The 15,201-nt window shown below is 74.1% G+C and carries 15 protein-coding genes; 9 read left to right on the plus strand and 6 right to left on the minus strand.

What is annotated here, in order from left to right; genetic code table 11:
- Positions 1–125: 125 nt before the first annotated feature.
- Together ACZ4WV_RS17120 and ACZ4WV_RS17125 are read left to right on the plus strand one after the other, a co-directional pair.
- Positions 126–395 carry a hypothetical protein gene (locus ACZ4WV_RS17120; RefSeq protein ID WP_465747375.1) on the plus strand — a complete coding sequence of 90 codons (270 nt, stop codon included), beginning with the start codon at positions 126–128 and terminating at the stop codon, positions 393–395.
- Positions 396–601: 206 nt separating this feature from the next.
- The gene (locus tag ACZ4WV_RS17125) at positions 602–1,057 is read left to right on the plus strand and encodes a YjbQ family protein (protein ID WP_465747377.1); all 456 of its coding nucleotides are present in this window, start codon (positions 602–604) and stop codon (positions 1,055–1,057) included.
- 2 nt (positions 1,058–1,059) lie between these two features.
- On the opposite strand, the gene ACZ4WV_RS17130 is transcribed toward ACZ4WV_RS17125, so the two are convergent.
- Positions 1,060–1,620 carry a DUF1990 family protein gene (locus ACZ4WV_RS17130; protein ID WP_465747379.1) on the minus strand — a complete coding sequence of 187 codons (561 nt, stop codon included), beginning with the start codon at positions 1,618–1,620 and terminating at the stop codon, positions 1,060–1,062.
- 85 nt (positions 1,621–1,705) lie between these two features.
- Here ACZ4WV_RS17130 and ACZ4WV_RS17135 point away from each other — a divergent pair, with 85 nt between their 5' ends.
- Positions 1,706–1,939, plus strand: coding sequence for a hypothetical protein (locus tag ACZ4WV_RS17135; RefSeq protein WP_465747381.1), 234 nt, complete (start codon positions 1,706–1,708; stop codon positions 1,937–1,939).
- A gap of 107 nt (positions 1,940–2,046) precedes the next feature.
- Here the strand turns inward: ACZ4WV_RS17135 and ACZ4WV_RS17140 are convergent, their stop codons facing one another.
- The gene (locus ACZ4WV_RS17140; protein WP_465747383.1) at positions 2,047–2,562 is read right to left on the minus strand and encodes a MarR family winged helix-turn-helix transcriptional regulator; all 516 of its coding nucleotides are present in this window, start codon (positions 2,560–2,562) and stop codon (positions 2,047–2,049) included.
- A 128-nt stretch (positions 2,563–2,690) separates the two neighbouring features.
- Between ACZ4WV_RS17140 and ACZ4WV_RS17145 the strand changes: the two genes are divergently transcribed.
- Positions 2,691–3,476 (plus strand): alpha/beta fold hydrolase, encoded by a 786-nt coding sequence (locus ACZ4WV_RS17145; RefSeq protein ID WP_465747385.1) that lies wholly within the window; start codon positions 2,691–2,693, stop codon positions 3,474–3,476.
- A 92-nt stretch (positions 3,477–3,568) separates the two neighbouring features.
- On the plus strand, positions 3,569–4,138 hold the full coding sequence (locus ACZ4WV_RS17150; RefSeq protein ID WP_465747387.1) for a cupin domain-containing protein: 570 nt from the start codon (positions 3,569–3,571) through the stop codon (positions 4,136–4,138).
- A gap of 184 nt (positions 4,139–4,322) precedes the next feature.
- Here ACZ4WV_RS17150 and ACZ4WV_RS17155 read toward each other — a convergent pair whose 3' ends face one another.
- From ACZ4WV_RS17155 to ACZ4WV_RS17170, 4 genes are read right to left on the minus strand one after another with little or no spacing between them, the layout of a single operon-like run.
- A complete protein-coding gene (locus ACZ4WV_RS17155; protein ID WP_465747389.1) occupies positions 4,323–5,843 on the minus strand; it encodes a glycoside hydrolase family 1 protein in 1,521 nt (506 codons plus the stop codon).
- A gap of 46 nt (positions 5,844–5,889) precedes the next feature.
- Positions 5,890–6,174 (minus strand): hypothetical protein, encoded by a 285-nt coding sequence (locus ACZ4WV_RS17160; protein ID WP_465747390.1) that lies wholly within the window; start codon positions 6,172–6,174, stop codon positions 5,890–5,892.
- 46 nt (positions 6,175–6,220) lie between these two features.
- Positions 6,221–9,316 carry an AAA family ATPase gene (locus ACZ4WV_RS17165; RefSeq protein WP_465747392.1) on the minus strand — a complete coding sequence of 1,032 codons (3,096 nt, stop codon included), beginning with the start codon at positions 9,314–9,316 and terminating at the stop codon, positions 6,221–6,223.
- On the minus strand, positions 9,313–10,482 hold the full coding sequence (locus tag ACZ4WV_RS17170; RefSeq protein WP_465747394.1) for an exonuclease SbcCD subunit D: 1,170 nt from the start codon (positions 10,480–10,482) through the stop codon (positions 9,313–9,315). Before ACZ4WV_RS17170 ends, ACZ4WV_RS17165 begins: the two co-directional genes overlap by 4 nt.
- Before the next feature lie 668 nt (positions 10,483–11,150).
- Here ACZ4WV_RS17170 and ACZ4WV_RS17175 point away from each other — a divergent pair.
- From ACZ4WV_RS17175 to ACZ4WV_RS17190, 4 genes are all read left to right on the plus strand, one after another.
- Positions 11,151–12,089, plus strand: coding sequence for a hypothetical protein (locus tag ACZ4WV_RS17175; protein ID WP_465747396.1), 939 nt, complete (start codon positions 11,151–11,153; stop codon positions 12,087–12,089).
- Positions 12,090–12,279: 190 nt separating this feature from the next.
- Positions 12,280–12,918: a hypothetical protein gene (locus ACZ4WV_RS17180; protein WP_465747398.1), complete on the plus strand. Its 639-nt coding sequence runs from the start codon at positions 12,280–12,282 to the stop codon at positions 12,916–12,918.
- 429 nt (positions 12,919–13,347) lie between these two features.
- Entirely contained in the window at positions 13,348–14,145 is a 798-nt protein-coding gene (locus ACZ4WV_RS17185) for an SGNH/GDSL hydrolase family protein (protein WP_465747400.1), read from the plus strand.
- A 122-nt stretch (positions 14,146–14,267) separates the two neighbouring features.
- Positions 14,268–15,065, plus strand: a complete 798-nt coding sequence (locus ACZ4WV_RS17190; protein WP_465747402.1) for an SGNH/GDSL hydrolase family protein — start codon at positions 14,268–14,270, stop codon at positions 15,063–15,065.
- Positions 15,066–15,201 lie beyond the last annotated feature (136 nt).

Here is a 15,201-nt window from a genome sequence, read left to right on the forward strand (position 1 = left end):
TGGTGCATCGTCAGTTGACGCCGCACGATACGGTGGCACCACACCAAGGACGGTTGCGCGAAGGCCCGCTGTCACGGATAGTCTTCGCCTCACGGCCCTGGCGCCTCGTAGGGGTGGGAAAACTGATGGAACACATGCAAGTGCGGACTCGGCCCCGGGTGCCGGCGGTCCAGTGCGGTGTCGGTGCGACCGGCCGCCGGATCGATCGACACCTGGCCGTGCTCGGCGCGCCCGCACTCCCGGCGGTGGACACCGCCGAGGCGCTCGGGCTGATAAGGGAGTTGACGCCGCGCGGCGCCGACGCTCCGGCGGCGGCCCGCCGTCGCCACTCCCGGGTCTCGCTGCTGGCGCCGCTGCGCCGGCTGCGGCGGAGCCTCTTCGGCGGACGCGGCTAGCGGCCTCCCGGTCGCGGCCGTCCCGGCCCCGACTCGACCCGACGGACCACCCGGTACGTCGGGTCCTCGTCGCACCCGGGGGTCGGCGGCCGTGGACGTCGCTCTGTGGTCTGAATCTCCCACCCTCCGCGAGGACGGCCCGCCCCGCGACCGAGCGTACGGCGGGGCGGTACGCCCGGCCCGCTGACCTGGGCCAGGATGGCGCCATGGCGGACAACAACCACTCCCCGGCAACCGGGTCGACCGGATCCTTCCAGACCACCACCCTGGAGATCACCACCGGCAACCGCGAGGTCGCGCTCGACATCACGGACCGCTGCGCCGCGTTCCTCAACGAGCGGGCCGCCGGCCGCGACGGCCTGCTCAACGTCTTCGTCCCGCACGCCACGGCCGGGATCGCCGTGCTGGAGACCGGCTCCGGCAGCGACGACGACTTCCTCGCCGTGTTGCGCGACCTGCTCCCGGCGGACGACCGCTGGCGCCACCGTCACGGCAGCCCCGGCCACGGACGGGACCACGTGGTGCCCGGCCTGGTCGCCCCGCACGCCACCCTGCCGGTGATCGGCGGGCAACTGGCGCTCGGCGTCTGGCAGTCCGTGGTGCTGATCGACACCAACGGGGACAACCCGCGCCGCACCGTGCGGCTGTCCTTCCTCGGGTAGCGCTACGAACCGTCCCGGGCGACGTGCCCGGCCACGACGGCCAGGTAGCGCTCGATCGCCAGGTGCTGGCAGAGCAGGGCGACCGGACGGCCCAGCCGGGCGTACCAGGCGGACAGCCGGGAGAACGCGGTGACCTCGAACCACACCTCGCCGTCGGCGTCCATCGACACCACGAACGACTCCTCGCCGCACTCCGGATGCCCGGGCAGCGTCCCGTACGCGAACCCGATCCGGTGCGGTTCGTCGACCGTCCACACCACCCGGCAGGGGATCACCAGCCGCGGCCACCGGGTGCCCGGCAGGGCCAGCCGCAGCAGCACGGTGGCCCCCGCCCGGGCCGGGCCGCCGGGCCACACCGCGAACCCCGTCCCCAGCTGGGTGCCCCACCCGAGCACGTACCGCCCGGCCCGCTCCAGCACCTCCGGCCCGCGCCCCAGATGCACCCTCCGCCGCAGGTGCGCGTACCCGTCGGGCAGCCGGCCGCCCCGGGTGGCGCCCACCTCGGGGTAGGTGGGGTCGGTGGCCTCGGCGGCGCGCAGGCGCTGGTGGAGATCGGTGACCATACCGGACACGGTAGCCCTGGCGTGTGACAGTGGCGGGCGCGGGGGCGTCTTGCCGCACGCGGGAGGCCGGGCGTAAGAAGGCGGTATGAATGACAGCGCGACGGGCGGTGCGCGGGTGACCGAGGACGCGGCGGCGTGCGCGCCGACGCCGGACGGCTCGGCGGAGGCGGCGCTGCGACCCGACCCGGGGGCGACCGGGCCGCGCGCGGACTGTGTGCTGTGCGGGGAGCCGACGGAGATTCCGGCCGACCGGCCGGGCAGCACCCTGTGCCCGGTGTGCGCCTGGCAGCAGGCCCAGCGGGTGGCCTGTTCGGGCTGAAGCCGACGCTGGCTCGGCGCGGGCTGCGCGCTGGCCGGACGCGGGCTGGGCGCTAGCCAAACGCGGCTGGGCGCTGGCCGGGGTGGCGGGCGCAGGTCAGGCACCGGTCAGGCGCCGGCCCGCGGCGGTGCCGGGATGTCGCCGTAGGACTCCAGCAGGCCGCGCAGCAGGGTGGCGAGCTGCTCGCGGTCGTCGCCGCCGAGGGCTTGCAGCAGGCGGTCCTCGTTGGCCAAGTGGAGGGGCAGGATCCGGTCGACGGTCTCCAGGCCGTGGTCGGTCAGGCGGATCTTCACGGAGCGGCGGTCGCCCTCGTCGCGCACCCGGGTGACCAGGCCCTTGTCCTGCATCCGGTCCACCCGCAGCGTGATGGCACCGGTGGTGACCAGCGACGTCCTGAGGAAGGCGCCCGCGGTCAGCTCGTAGGGGGCGCCGGAGCGCCGGAGCGTGGAGAGCACGTCGAACTCGCCGGGCTCCAGGCCGTGTTCGGCGAGGAAGTCCTTGATCTCCTTGTCCCACATGCGGGAGATCCGCAGGATGCGCCCGACGACGCCGATGGGCGAGAAGTCGACGTCGGGGCGTTCCCGGCGCCACTGGTCCAGCAGGGCTCCGACCGCGTCGGTCATGGGACCACCACCTCACTTCCGGTCACGTTCGGAGATTTACCTTAGCACTCATTTAGTTGACGCTCGCCTGACTGCTCGTTATCTTAGTCCTCATCTAATCAGTGCTGACCTGATGAGCGGTGATTCCCATGCCCTTGACCCCGATCCGCGGTACCGAAGTCCACTACGAAGTCGACGGCCAGGGGCCCGGGCTGGTCCTAGTGCACGGCACGGGCGGCGACGCCGAGAAGGTCTTCGGCAACGTGGTGGACCACTTCAGCGGAACCCGCACGGTGGTCCGGCCCAACTTCAGCGGCAGCGGGCAGACCACGGACGACGGCTCGGAGCTGACCCTCGACCTGATCGCCGATCAGGTCGCCGCGGCCACCCGGGCGGCCGTGAGCGGGCCCGTGGACCTGCTCGGCTTCTCGCTCGGCGCGGTCGCGGCCGCCGCCGTCGCGGCCACCCGGCCCGAACTGGTGCGCCGTCTCGTCCTGGTGGCCGGCTGGGCCCACTCCACCGGCCCGCGCGACCAGTACTACTTCCGCACCTGGCGGCGCCTCCTGGACACCGACCGGGAACTGTTCAAGCGCTTCTCGGCCCTGACCGGCTTCAGCGCGGCAGCCCTGGACCGCTTCGGCCACCAGGGGCTCGCGGACTCCCTGGCGGACAGCTGGCCGCCGCCCGGCATGGGCCGGCAGATCGAGCTGGGCGGCCGAGTGGACCTGCGGCCCCTCCTCCCGGCCGTCAGCGCACCGACCCTGGTGATCGGATTCGCCGATGACGCGATGATCCCGGTCGAAGGATCGCGCCAGCTCCACGCCGCCATCGCCGGCAGCCGGCTCGTCGAGGTCGAGGGCCAGGGACACATGGACTGGTTCGCCGACCCGACCGGCCTGGTCAATCTCACCCGCGAATTCCTCGACGCCGACTGACGTCCCCAGCCCGCTGTGGCGGGGAAGCCGCCGCACGCCCGATCATCCGAGCGATCACCCGACCGATCACCCGACCGATCCGAGGAGTCCCCATGTCGTTCCTGTCGCCCGACTACCCCGAAATCCTCTACGACCGGGACGAGGGCCAGACCAACGTCGCCTCGTTCCGCCCGGCCGGCACATCCCCCGACTACGTCGCACCCAACGGCTCGACGTTCCACTACCTGTCGACCCGGCTCAGCACCAACGGCCTGTACGGCCTGTACCAGAACCGGCTCACCGGTCAGGTCGGCGGCACCAGCCCGCACTTCCACAAGACGATGTCCGAGTCGTTCTACGTCCTCTCCGGAGAGATCCACATCTTCGACGGCGAACGCTGGTTCGACGCCTCCCAGGGCGACTACCTCTACATCCCGCCCGGCGGGGTGCACTCCTTCGGCAACATCTCCGGCGAGCCGGCCGAGTTCCTGATGCTGTTCGCCCCCGGCGCCGCCCGGGAGGGCTACTTCGAGGGACTGGCCGACGTCGCGACCATGACCGAGGAGGAGCGCGCGGCCTTCTTCGTCCGCCACGACAGCTTCTTCGCCGACATGACCAAGGGCCCGGCGGCGGACTCCTGGGAGGACCGCGCGGCCCTGCGCAAGTCCTTCAAGACCCGCTGACCTCGCTTCGGACCGGCCGGGCCTGGGCCCGGCCGGACTTGGCCTGGCCCGGCCGGTTTCCGGCGCGCGGGTGACGATCCGCGCGCCGGCGGCCGACGGCTGCTGGGCGCTGCGGGGCGGCCCGAACGCTGCGGGGGCGGCCAGGGCGCCCATCTCGCCACCGGCCGTACGCCCGGCCGTCGCGCTACTCCGGGGGCGCCTCCACCGCGTTGGCCCGTATGGTGCGCGCGTACCAGGCGGCACTGGACTTCGGGATCCGGCGTTGGGTCGGGTAGTTCACGTAGACCGCGCCGAACCGCTTGCCGTAGCCGTACGACCACTCGAAGTTGTCCATCAGCGACCAGAGGAAGTAGCCGCGCACGTCCGCGCCGTCCGCGATCGCCCGGTGCAATGCCGTGAGGTGGCCGCGCAGGTAGGCGATCCGTTGCGGGTCGTGCACGGTGCCGTCGGCGCCGAGGGTGTCGTCGAAGGCGGCGCCGTTCTCGGTCACCAGCAGCGCGAGGCCGGGCTTGGATCGGGCGGTGTCGGTGATCAGGTCGTACAGGCCGGAGGGGTCGATGGACCAGCCCATCGTCGTCGTCTCGCCCGGTGGCCGGTGGAACAGCACCCGCTCCGCGCCCGGCCACGGTGAGTGCTCACTGCCGCCGTGTGCGTCGTGCTCGCTGCTGCCGGTGCCGGTGCCGATGCCGATGCCGGTGCCGGTGCCGGCCTCCGCCGCCGAGACCAGCGTCGGCGTGTAGTAGTTCAGGCCCAGCACGTCGATCGGCGCACCGATCGCCTCCTCGTCGCCCGGGCGCACCAGGAGGTCCCAGTCGACCAGGTGCCCGGTGTCCGCCCTGAGGTCCGCCGGGTAGCCGCCGTGCAGCAGCGGTCCGGTGAAGATCCGGTTGCCGACCGCGTCGATCCGGCGGGCGGCCTCCTGGTCCGCCGGGCGCTCCGTCAGGGCGCGCACCTGGTGCAGGTTCAGGCTGATGCCCACCGGCGCCGAGCTCGGCAGCACGGCGCGCAGCGCGGCCACCGCCCGGCCGTGGCCCAGGTTGAGGTGATGCGCGGCGCGCAGCGCCTCGGCCGGGTCGGTGCGGCCCGGGGCGTGCACGCCGGAGCCGTAGCCGAGGAAGGCCGAGCACCACGGCTCGTTGAGCGTGATCCAGAGCGCCACCCGGTCGCCCAGCGCCTCGGCCGCGAGCCGGGCGTACTCGCCGAACCGCTCGGCGGTGTCCCGCACCGGCCAGCCGCCGCCCGTGGCCGGGCCGTTCGCCGACGGGGTCTCCAACTCCTGGGGGAGGTCCCAGTGGTAGAGCGTGGCCACCGGCTGGATGCCGTGCGCCAGCAGCTCGTCGGTCAGCCGCCGGTAGAAGTCCAGGCCGGCCTGCCGGGCCGGACCGCGCCCGGTCGGCTGGACCCGCGGCCAGGAGACGGAGAACCGGTAGGCCTTCAGGCCGAGTTCGGCCATCAGCGCGATGTCCTCGCGGAACCGGTGGTAGTGGTCGGTGGCCAGGTCGCCGGTGTCGCCGTTGGCGACGCGGCCGGGCGTGTGGCTGAAGGTGTCCCAGATGGACGGTGTCCGGCCGTCCGCCCGAACCGCGCCCTCCACCTGGTAGGCCGCGGTGGCCGCCCCCCACAGGAAGCCGGGCGGGAAGGTCAGTCGCTCCGGCTCCCGCCGCGGGGAGGCGGCCGGAGTGGTGGTGCGGAGTGCCCTGGTCATGGTGGATCGCTCCCGATTCGTCGTCGGAGGGGGCCGGCCCAGCCCTTCACGGCGCCTGGTTGACGCCGCTGACGATCTGGCGGCCGAACAGGGCGGTCACCAGCAGCAGCGGCAGGGTTCCGTCGGTCCCGGACCGCACGAAGGCGGCACGCCGAGCACCGCCATGGCCGGCCGGGCGATCGGCACCACTCCGTGCCGGACCACGCGCAGCAGCGAGTTCGCACCGTCCGTCCGGGGCGGCCTCCAGCACCTCGGTGGGCAGCGCCCGGCGAGGCGCGCCGCCCGGTTCGCCGCGCCAGGTCACCATCGCGCAGGGGCTGGACGGCGTCAAGGAGCCGGTACACAGCCGAGGATGAACCCGACGGCGTCAACTTCCGCTAGGTGTCCTCCCGGGTGGCCAGGGCGAGGGTGGAGCCGTGGCGGCCCTTGCGGACCATGAGTTGGGCCGGGATACGGCTGCGCAGGTCGGCGACGTGGCTGACGATGCCGACCGCGCGGTCCCGTTCGCGCAGGCCGTCGAGGACGTCCATCACCTCCTCCAGGGACTGCTCGTCCAGGGTGCCGAAACCCTCGTCGATGAACAGGGTGTCCAGCGGCATGCCGCCCGCCTCGTCGGTGACCACGTCGGCCAGGCCGAGGGCGAGGGAGAGCGAGGCGAAGAAGCTCTCGCCGCCGGAGAGGGTCGCGGTGTCGCGCTCGGTGCCCGTCCAGGCGTCGACCACCCGCAGGGCCAGACCGGAACGCTTGTTGCCGGCTCCCCGGTCGTCGCTGTGCACCAGGGTGTAGCGGCCGCCGGACATCCGGACCAGCCGGTCGCTGGCCGCCGCCGCCACCTGCTCCAGCCGGGCCGCCAGGACGTACGACTCCAGGCGCATCCGCAGCCGGTTCTCGGTCGAGGTGCCCGCGGCCAGCGCGGCGAGCCGGTTGATCCGCCCGTACCGTTCCAGTGCCGGGGCGAGATCCCGGGCCAGCTCGGCCAGTTGCCGCCCGATCCCGGCCAGCGCCGCGCAGCACTCCCGGGCCGCCGACCGGGCGGCGTGCGCCTGGCCGAGCCGGTCCGTGGCGGCGCTGAGCGCGACAGCGGCAGCGGACAGGTCGACCGGCGGACGGGCCGCGGCCTCGGCGAGTTCGGGCAGCGCCAGCTCGTGCCGCACAGCGGCCGACTCGGCGCGGTGCCGCTCCAGCCGGGCCTCCAGCCGCTCGCGCTCCTCGCGCGGCAGCAGCACCGCGAGCGCCGCCTCGGCATCAGGGAAGCCCGCCGCGGCGGCGGCCTTGCCGAGCTCCGCCTCGGCCTCGTCCAGCCGGGCCCGCGCCTCGGCACAGGCCCGGGCGGCGGTGGCGGTGGCGGCCACTTCGTCGGTGAGCCGGGTCAGCTCGTCGGCCCGGTCGGCGACCGAGGCCGCTTCGCCCCGGGCGGCCGCCACCCTGGCGGTCAGCTCCCGCTGTTCGGCGTCCAGCGACTGCAGCCGGTCGGTGAGGACGGCGGCGCGCTCCTTGGCCTCGCGCAGTTCGTCCAGGCGGCGGGCGCGGTCCTGTGCCAGCCGGCCGATCTCCTGCTCGACCCGACCGAGCGCCTCCGCCGCGCGCAGCGCCTCGCGGTGCTCGCGCTCCAGCTCGGCCAGGGACTGCGCGAGGGTGTCCGCCCCGTCCGGCCCGGCCGCCCCGGCGGCGGTCGCCTCGCGGACCCGCAGCGCGGTCAGGGCCTGGTCGGCGGAGGTCCAGGCCTGCTCGGCGGCGGCCTGGGCGCGCCGGGCCCGTTCCTCGTCCTCCGCGCTCACCCGGCCGCCCGCGCCGGCCTCGGCGGGCGCCGGGTGCTCGGGCGAGCCGCAGACCCGGCAGGCCTCGCCCGCCCGCAGCTGCTCGGCCAGCTCGGCGGCCATCCCGGTCAGGCGGCGGTCCCGCAGGTCCAGGCTGTGCTCACGGGCGTCCAGCGCGGCGGTGCGCAGCCCGGCGACCCGCGGCTCGGTGTCCGCGATCTCGGCGCGCAGGGCGTCGCGCTCTCGAGCCGCGACCAGCCGGGCCGCCAACTCGCTGCGTCGGCTGTCCAGTTGCTCGACCAGGGCGCTCGCCGTCAGGGCTCGGGACTGCTGCTCCTCGAGCCGGCTCAGCTCGTCGTCGAATTCGGCCAGCCAGTCCTCCGCCTCCTCGACCAGCTCCTCCGCGGCGCGCCGCTCCCGCGTCAGCGACCGCTGCTCCCGGGCGAGTTCCGCGCAGCGCCGCTCCTCGGACCGGGCCGCCTCCAGCCGGACCACCTCGGCCCGCAGCCGCAGTTCGGCTTCGGCGAGCGTGGTGGCGGCGGACGCGGCGGCGGCGGACGCGGCGCCGGTCCCGGCCTCCGTCCCCGCACCGGTGGCGACTTCGGCGAGCCCGCGGCCCTCGGGACCGCAGCGGGCCAGCGCCTCCCGGCGCCGCTGCTCCGCCTCGCGTGCCCGTCCGAGGGCCTCGGCCGCGCTCTCCCGCAGCCGCAGCGCGGACTCCACCCCGACGGCCTCCTGCGCGGCCGCCAGCCGCTGCCGGTCCCGGGCCGCGGCGGGCTCGAACTCGGCCAGCCGCTCGGCCTCGGCCAGCGCCTCCCGGTGCCGGCGCTGCCGCCCGGCCAACTCCTCGGCGGCCTCCCGGCGTTGCTGGGCCTGCCGCTGGGCGGCCTCCGCACCCGCGAGCGCGGCCTCCGCGACGGCGAGCCGTTCGGCCGCGTCGCTGCGCAGCACCGCCGCCCAGCCGAGCACCGCGGCGGTCAGATCGGCGTGGTCGTCCTCGGCCGGCACCCAGCCCTCGGCGGGCTCGGCATCGGGCCCGGCCGCCTGCTCGGCCTTGCTGGCCAGGTCGCGCAGCCGGCGCCGACCGGCTTGGACGGCGGCCTCCTGGGAACGCCGCTGCTCGCCGAGCCAGGCCTCCACCTGCCCGTACCGATCGGTGTCGAACAGCCGCCGCAGCAGCTTGCCGCGCTCCTCCGAGTCGGCCTTGAGGAAGCGGGCGAAGTCGCCCTGCGGCAGCAGCACCACCTGGCAGAACTGCTCCCGGCTCATGCCGATCAGCCGGTGGATCTCCTCCCCGGCCTCCTGGTGGGACGTGCTGAGCGGCCGCCAGCCGGGCGTGCCGTCGCCCGCGTCGGCCGTCCACTCGCGCAGCAGGGTCTGCGGCCGCTCGACGGTGGTGCCGGTGCCGACCTTCTTCGGCCGTCGCTGCTCGGGCAGGCGGGTGATCTGCAGCCGTCGGCCGCCGAGCGTCAGCTCCAGCTGCACCTGGGTCAGCTGCTTCGGGTCGGCGTGGTCGCTGCGCAGCCGGTTGGCCCGGCGGGCATTCGGCGTCTCGCCGTAGAGGGCGAAGCAGACCGCGTCCAGCACGCTGCTCTTGCCCGCGCCCGTCGCGCCGCGCAGCAGGAACAGACCGCCGGCTGCGAGCGCGTCGAAGTCCACCGTCTCGCTGCCCGCGAACGGGCCGAAGGCGGTGACGGTGAGCCGGTGCAGCCTCATCGCGGCAGGTCCGCCTTCCGGTCGGTGCTCTCCCGGACGCGCTCGAAGCCCTGGCGCAGCCAGCCGAGTTCGTCGGGCGCCGGCTCGGCCCCGGGGCGGACGTGCCGCAGGAAGCCCTCGGCGATCTCGAGGTCGTCGCGGCCGCTGACCCGGGCCGCGTAGGACTCGGACGGCGCGGCCTCGCTCTCCTCGGGGTCGAAGAGCAACTGGAGGGTGTGGGGGAAGCGGCGGCGCAGCTTCTCCATCGGCTCGCTCGGGCGGGCCGCGTCGGTGAGCGTCGCCTGCACCCAGGACTGCTCGTGCTCGGCGTACCTGTCGTCGGTGAGCAGCGCGTCCAGCGTGTCGCGCAGGGTGGCGAGCGGGCGCGGCTGGGGGCAGTCGACCCGCTCGGCGGTCACCGATCCGTCGGCCGCGAGGTCGACCAGCCACATGGTCTTGCGCTGGCGGACCTCGGAGAAGGAGTAGGCGAGCGGGGAGCCGCTGTAGCGCAGGTGGGGCGCGAGCGTCTGGCAGCCGTGCAGGTGGCCGAGCGCGGCGTAGTGCACGCCGTCGAACACCGAGGCGGGGACGGAGGCGACGCCGCCGACCGCGATGTCCCGTTCGCTGTCGCTCGCCGTGCCGCCGGTGACGAAGGCGTGCGCCAGCACCACGGCCCTGGTGCCCTCCGGACGCGTCGCCAGGTCGGCCCGGACCTGGTCCATCGCCGCGCCGAGCACCGCCGCGTGGCCGCCCTTCGCGAGCCCGAACCGCTCGCGCACCAGCGTGGGCTCCAGGTACGGCAGGCCGTACACGGCCACCGGCCCGTGCTCGTCCGCCAGCAGCACCGGCTCGGCGCACTCGCCGGGATCGGTGCGCAGGTGGATCCCGGCCCGGCCGATCAGCCCGGCGCCGACCCCGAGGCGGCGGGCCGAGTCGTGGTTCCCGCTGATGAACACCGTCGGCACCCCGAGGTCCGCGAGCCGGTGCAGCACGTCGTCGAACAGCGCGACCGCCTCCAGGCCCGGCAGCGCCCGGTCGTACACGTCCCCGGCGACCAGCACGGCGTCCACGCCCTCGGACCGGACCACCGCCACCAGATGGTCCAGGAAGGCGCGCTGGGCGTCGTGCAGGCTCTCCCGGTGGAACGAGCGCCCGAGATGCCAGTCGGAGGTATGCAGGAGTCGCATGGTCCTCGACCCTAGCGCCCGGCACCGACAATCCCGCCGGGACCGGGTGTCGCGAGGGTCACTCGGGTGGCGGGGCCCGGGGGCTCTCCGATCGTCCGAGCCGGGGGTGGGTCGGCTGGGGGGACCCGGTGTGGGGCCGGGCCGGTCGAGGACGGATGCCACCCGAGCAACAACGGACGGATGGCGAGCGTGAAGCGTCAGGATCGATCACTGGGCGGCGGACCGGGCGGGGAGGCTGACCTTGCTCGATTACCTGGGGTGGATTGTCAGTGGCTCTGTGTATGTTCCGTGGCGTCGGCGACTCCGGGAGTCGGAGTCGGTGGTGTCCTCCGGTGCCGTCCGGCGCCGAGTGAGCGAGTGGGAGGGAATTTATGACCGTGCGGGAGTCGGTGTACGAGGTGCTGGCCGCGGCAGGGGTGCGCGGCGGCCCGTCGAGGCGGCGGCGGGTGCTGCTGCTCGGCGGGCGCAGGCCCGGGGCGGCGGTCGGGGGAGTGCCGGCCGGTGGTGCCGGTGCTGGTGCCGGTGGTCCGGCTGGGGCGCCGCCGGGCGGGCGGCCGCCGGGTGGACGGTCCGGTCGGGCCGGAGGGGCTGGCAGGGCCGGTGGGGCGGGCGGTGCCGGGGCGCGCAGGCGGCGTGGTGGCCGGGCCAGGGGTGCGCCGCCGCAGCCGGTGGCGGTCGCCCTCGCCGCGGAAGCGGCCGACTTCGCAGGGCTCGCGAAGTACGGGCTGTTCGGCGCGCTCGGGCACCAGGAGTACCTGCGGCGGGCGGAGCAGCAGCTGAGGGGCCTCCAGGAGCACGGTCTGGAGGTGCACCTGAGGGTGCTGGAAGCGGGCGACTTCGAGGACTACTGCGCGGCGGTCGGGCTCGATCCCCGGACGTCCGCCGCGCGGGTCGCGTACGCGGGCGATCCGGAGCTGGCCGGGGAGCCGTTCGTCTACGCCGGGGAGCGGTTGGCCGAGCTGCTCCCGGTGCTGCTGGACGACCACCGCGCGCGGATGCGGATGTCCGTCGCCTGTGCGGCGCTGCTGGACGCGCTCGGCGACGACCCGGCCGGCCAGGCGCGGATGGCGGCGGTGATGCGGTACGTGACCTCGGTGTACCTGGCGCTCGCCGAGGGGGCGGGGGAGGGCTGTCACCTGCTGACGCTGCGGTGCCACGGCCCGGAGGACGGCGAGGAGCTCACCTCGGCGGTGGACGTCTGCGTGGAAGGGGGTCGCCTGCACCCGGCCGGGCGGGACACCGAGGCCTTCTGCGTCACCCTCGCGGCCGGTGTCGCCTCCGGTGGCGAGGGGGCGCTGCTGCTGCACGGCGACCCGTCGAGCGCGCAGTCGAGGGCGCAGTCGAGCGCGCACCCGGACCGGCCTGCGGCGGGGCCTGCCGACGGGGCACCGCCCGGGCCGGCGGCCGACCGGCCGCCCGGACCGTTGGTGCGCGGATGGGCCCTCGCCGATGGGCGGCTGCGGCCGATGACCGCCCATGAGGTGTTCGACGAGCTGGCCGACGACGCGGCGCGCGGACTGCCGTTCCCGCCCGGGGTGGTGCCGCGGCCGGGGTTCCCGCTGCCGGGCTTCCCGGAGGGCGGCGAAGGGGGCGGGCCGCTGGGTTGATCAGGGTGTTCGCGGCCTCCGCGTCCACCATGCGGCGCTGGGGACTGTTCATCGACCGCCTGTTCGGGGAAGATCGGAGAAGATCAACAGCAGGAGCGTGCGGTACCCCACGCCGCCGCTCCGGCCGCTCCGCTCCGAACCGTGCTCCGCAGGTCCGGCGAGCCCGACACCGAGAGGGGGGACGCACGGCATGGGCCGGATCGAGTTCACGGCGGAGGTCGCCGAGCTGCTCGGGAAGGTGCGGCGGCGTCCCACGGCGGGCTGGCCGTGGCGGCCGGGGGAGCAGGTGCCGGAGGGCTTGCCGGTGAAGCAGTCCTGGGGCTGGCTGTTCGCCCCGGACGGGCGGGTGCTGACCTTGGTGAACCCGCGGGACGGGATCTGCTCTCTGCCCGGCGGCTCGCTGGAGCCGGAGGACGACGGGGACCCTGCCGCGGCCCTGGCGCGGGAGGCGGCCGAGGAGGCCCAGGCCGCGATCGGCCGCCCGTACTACCTCGGCTACCTCTACGACCGGGTCGGGTCGGCCAACGGCGGCCACGAGTGCGCGCGGGTCCGGATGGCGGCGGCGCTGCGCTCGGTCGGTCCGAGCACGGCCGACCCGGCCTCGGGCCGGCACTACCGGCGACTGCTGGTCGCGCCGGGGCTGGCGGTGGAGCTGCTGGGCTGGGGCGCGCCCGGACTGCGTCAGGCCCGGACGGCGGTCGCCACGGCCGTCTGCTGGCTCGGTGTGCCCGCCGCGGCGAACGAGACGATCGAGGAGCTGCCGGTCGAGGGCTGCGCGGTCTTCCCGGGGGCGGTGTACAGCGGGGGCGGTCGGCCGGCGGAGAGCTGACCGCCGCCGACGGGCGGGACGGCAGCCCGCTGAGCCGCGCCTTCGAACGGACGGCGGACGGCGCTCTGGCCGCCCGTGCGCTGAGCCGTTCCCCTATCTGCCCGTCTCCTTGGCCCTCGCTTACCGCCGTGACGGCCGGTCAGTCCTCGGCAGGGCGAGGTCGCCTTCCCGATGCCGGACAGGCGTGACGACGGCCCTGCGCTGACCGGCGGCTGACGCTGCGCTGACTTCATCGGATTTTCTCATCTACACGCGATGATCGACGGGCGTCGACATACACCGGCGCCCACCAGGGTGAACTCACGCTGTGTCGGGGGCGGTTCACTTTTGCGCTATCAGACGGCCCGTCAATGTCTTTGGCATGAGCGCTTCCGCCCCAGGCTACTGCCTGGTATCCCTTCTGTGACCCACGTCATACCAGGAGGTGTAATGCTCCGCCCTGCCCGCGCCCTGTCCGTCGCCGCCACCGCGGCTCTCCTCTCCGTGACGACGCTCATCACGGCGTCATCCGCCCACGCCGCCGGCGTGAAGTACGTCGCTCTGGGGGACTCCTACTCGGCCGGCGTCGGTGCCGGCAGCTACCTGAGCGACAGCGGTAACTGCAAACGCAGCACCAACGCCTACGCCTACCTCTGGAAGAACGCCCACAAGCCGTCCTCCTTCTCCTTCATGGCCTGTTCGGGCGCGAGAACCGGTGACGTCCTCAACAGTCAGATCTCCGCCCTGAACTCCGGCACCACACTGGTCAGCCTCTCGATCGGCGGCAATGACGCGGGCTTCGCCGACACCATGAAGACCTGTGTGCTCGGCTCGGACAGCGACTGTCTGAGCGTTGTCAACGCGGGCAAGAACTACGCCCTCAACACCCTTCCCGCGCAACTGGACCGGGTGTACTCCGCGATCCACTCCAAGGCACCTCACGCCCACGTCGTGGTGCTGGGCTACCCCCACCTGTACAAGGTGGGCGGCTCCTGCATCTTCGGCATCGGTGACACCAAACGCGCCGCCATCAACGCTGCCGCCGACACCTTGGACGGCGTCATCGCCAAGCGCGTCGCCAACGCGGGCTTCACCTTCGGCGACGTGCGGAGCGCCTTCACCGACCACGAGATCTGCGGCTCCTCGAGCACCTGGCTGCACAGCACCACGCTGCCGGTCGACGAGAGCTACCACCCGACCTCGGCCGGTCAGGCCAGCGGCTACCTCCCGGTGTTCAGCCGCTCCTGAGCCGAGCCCGTACCGCGGTGCCGTTCCGCCAAGCGCTCCGGCCCGACACCGGGCCCGTCCACACGGTGTCCGACCGCCGCTTGGAAGCTCCACTTCGTGACCCCACATCACCAGGAGGCGCAATGCTCCGCCCTGCTCGTGCTCTGTCCGTCGCAACGACAGCCGCTCTCCTCGCACTGACGACGCTCGTCACGGCATCATCCGCCCACGCGGCCGGGGCCAACTACGTAGCACTCGGCGACTCCTACTCGGCCGGCGTCGGTGCCGGCAGCTACCTGAGCGACAGCGGTAGCTGCAAGCGCAGCACCAACGCCTACGCGTACCTGTGGAAGAACGCGAACGCCCCGTCCTCCTTCTCCTTCGTGGCCTGCTCGGGCGCCAGAACCGGTGACGTCCTCAACAGCCAGGTCTCCGCCCTGAACTCCGGCACCACGCTGGTCAGCCTCACCATCGGCGGCAACGACGCCGGGTTCTCCAGCACCATGGAGACCTGCGTGCTGGGCTCCGACAGCGACTGCCTCAACGCCGTCAGCACGGCCGAGGCCTACGCCCGCAACACCCTGCCCGGCCAGTTGGACCAGGTGTACTCCGCGATCCACTCCAAGGCACCCAACGCCCACGTCGTGGTGCTGGGCTACCCCCACCTGTACAAGGTGGGCGGCTCCTGCATCTTCGGCATCGGTGACACCAAGCGCGCCGCCATCAACGAGGCCGCGGACACGCTGGACGGCGTCATCGCCAAGCGAGTCGCCGATGCCGGCTTCACCTTCGGCGACGTGCGCGACAGCTTCTCCGGGCACGAGATCTGCGGCTCGCTGGACACCTGGCTGCACAGCACCACCCTGCCGATCGACGAGAGCTACCACCCGACCGCGAGCGGCCAGGCCGGCGGCTACCTGCCGGTCTTCAGCGGCTCCTGAGAGCCTCGGCTCCGGCGCTCAGCCAGGTGAGCGTCCGTGACACCGGTGCCGGGGGGGGGGGCGGGGGGGGGGGGGGGGGGGGGAGGGGGGGGGGGGGGGGGGGGGGGGGGGGGGGGGGGGGGGGTGTGGTCGGTGT

The sequence above is a fragment of the Kitasatospora sp. NPDC029312 genome, from assembly GCF_055569215.1.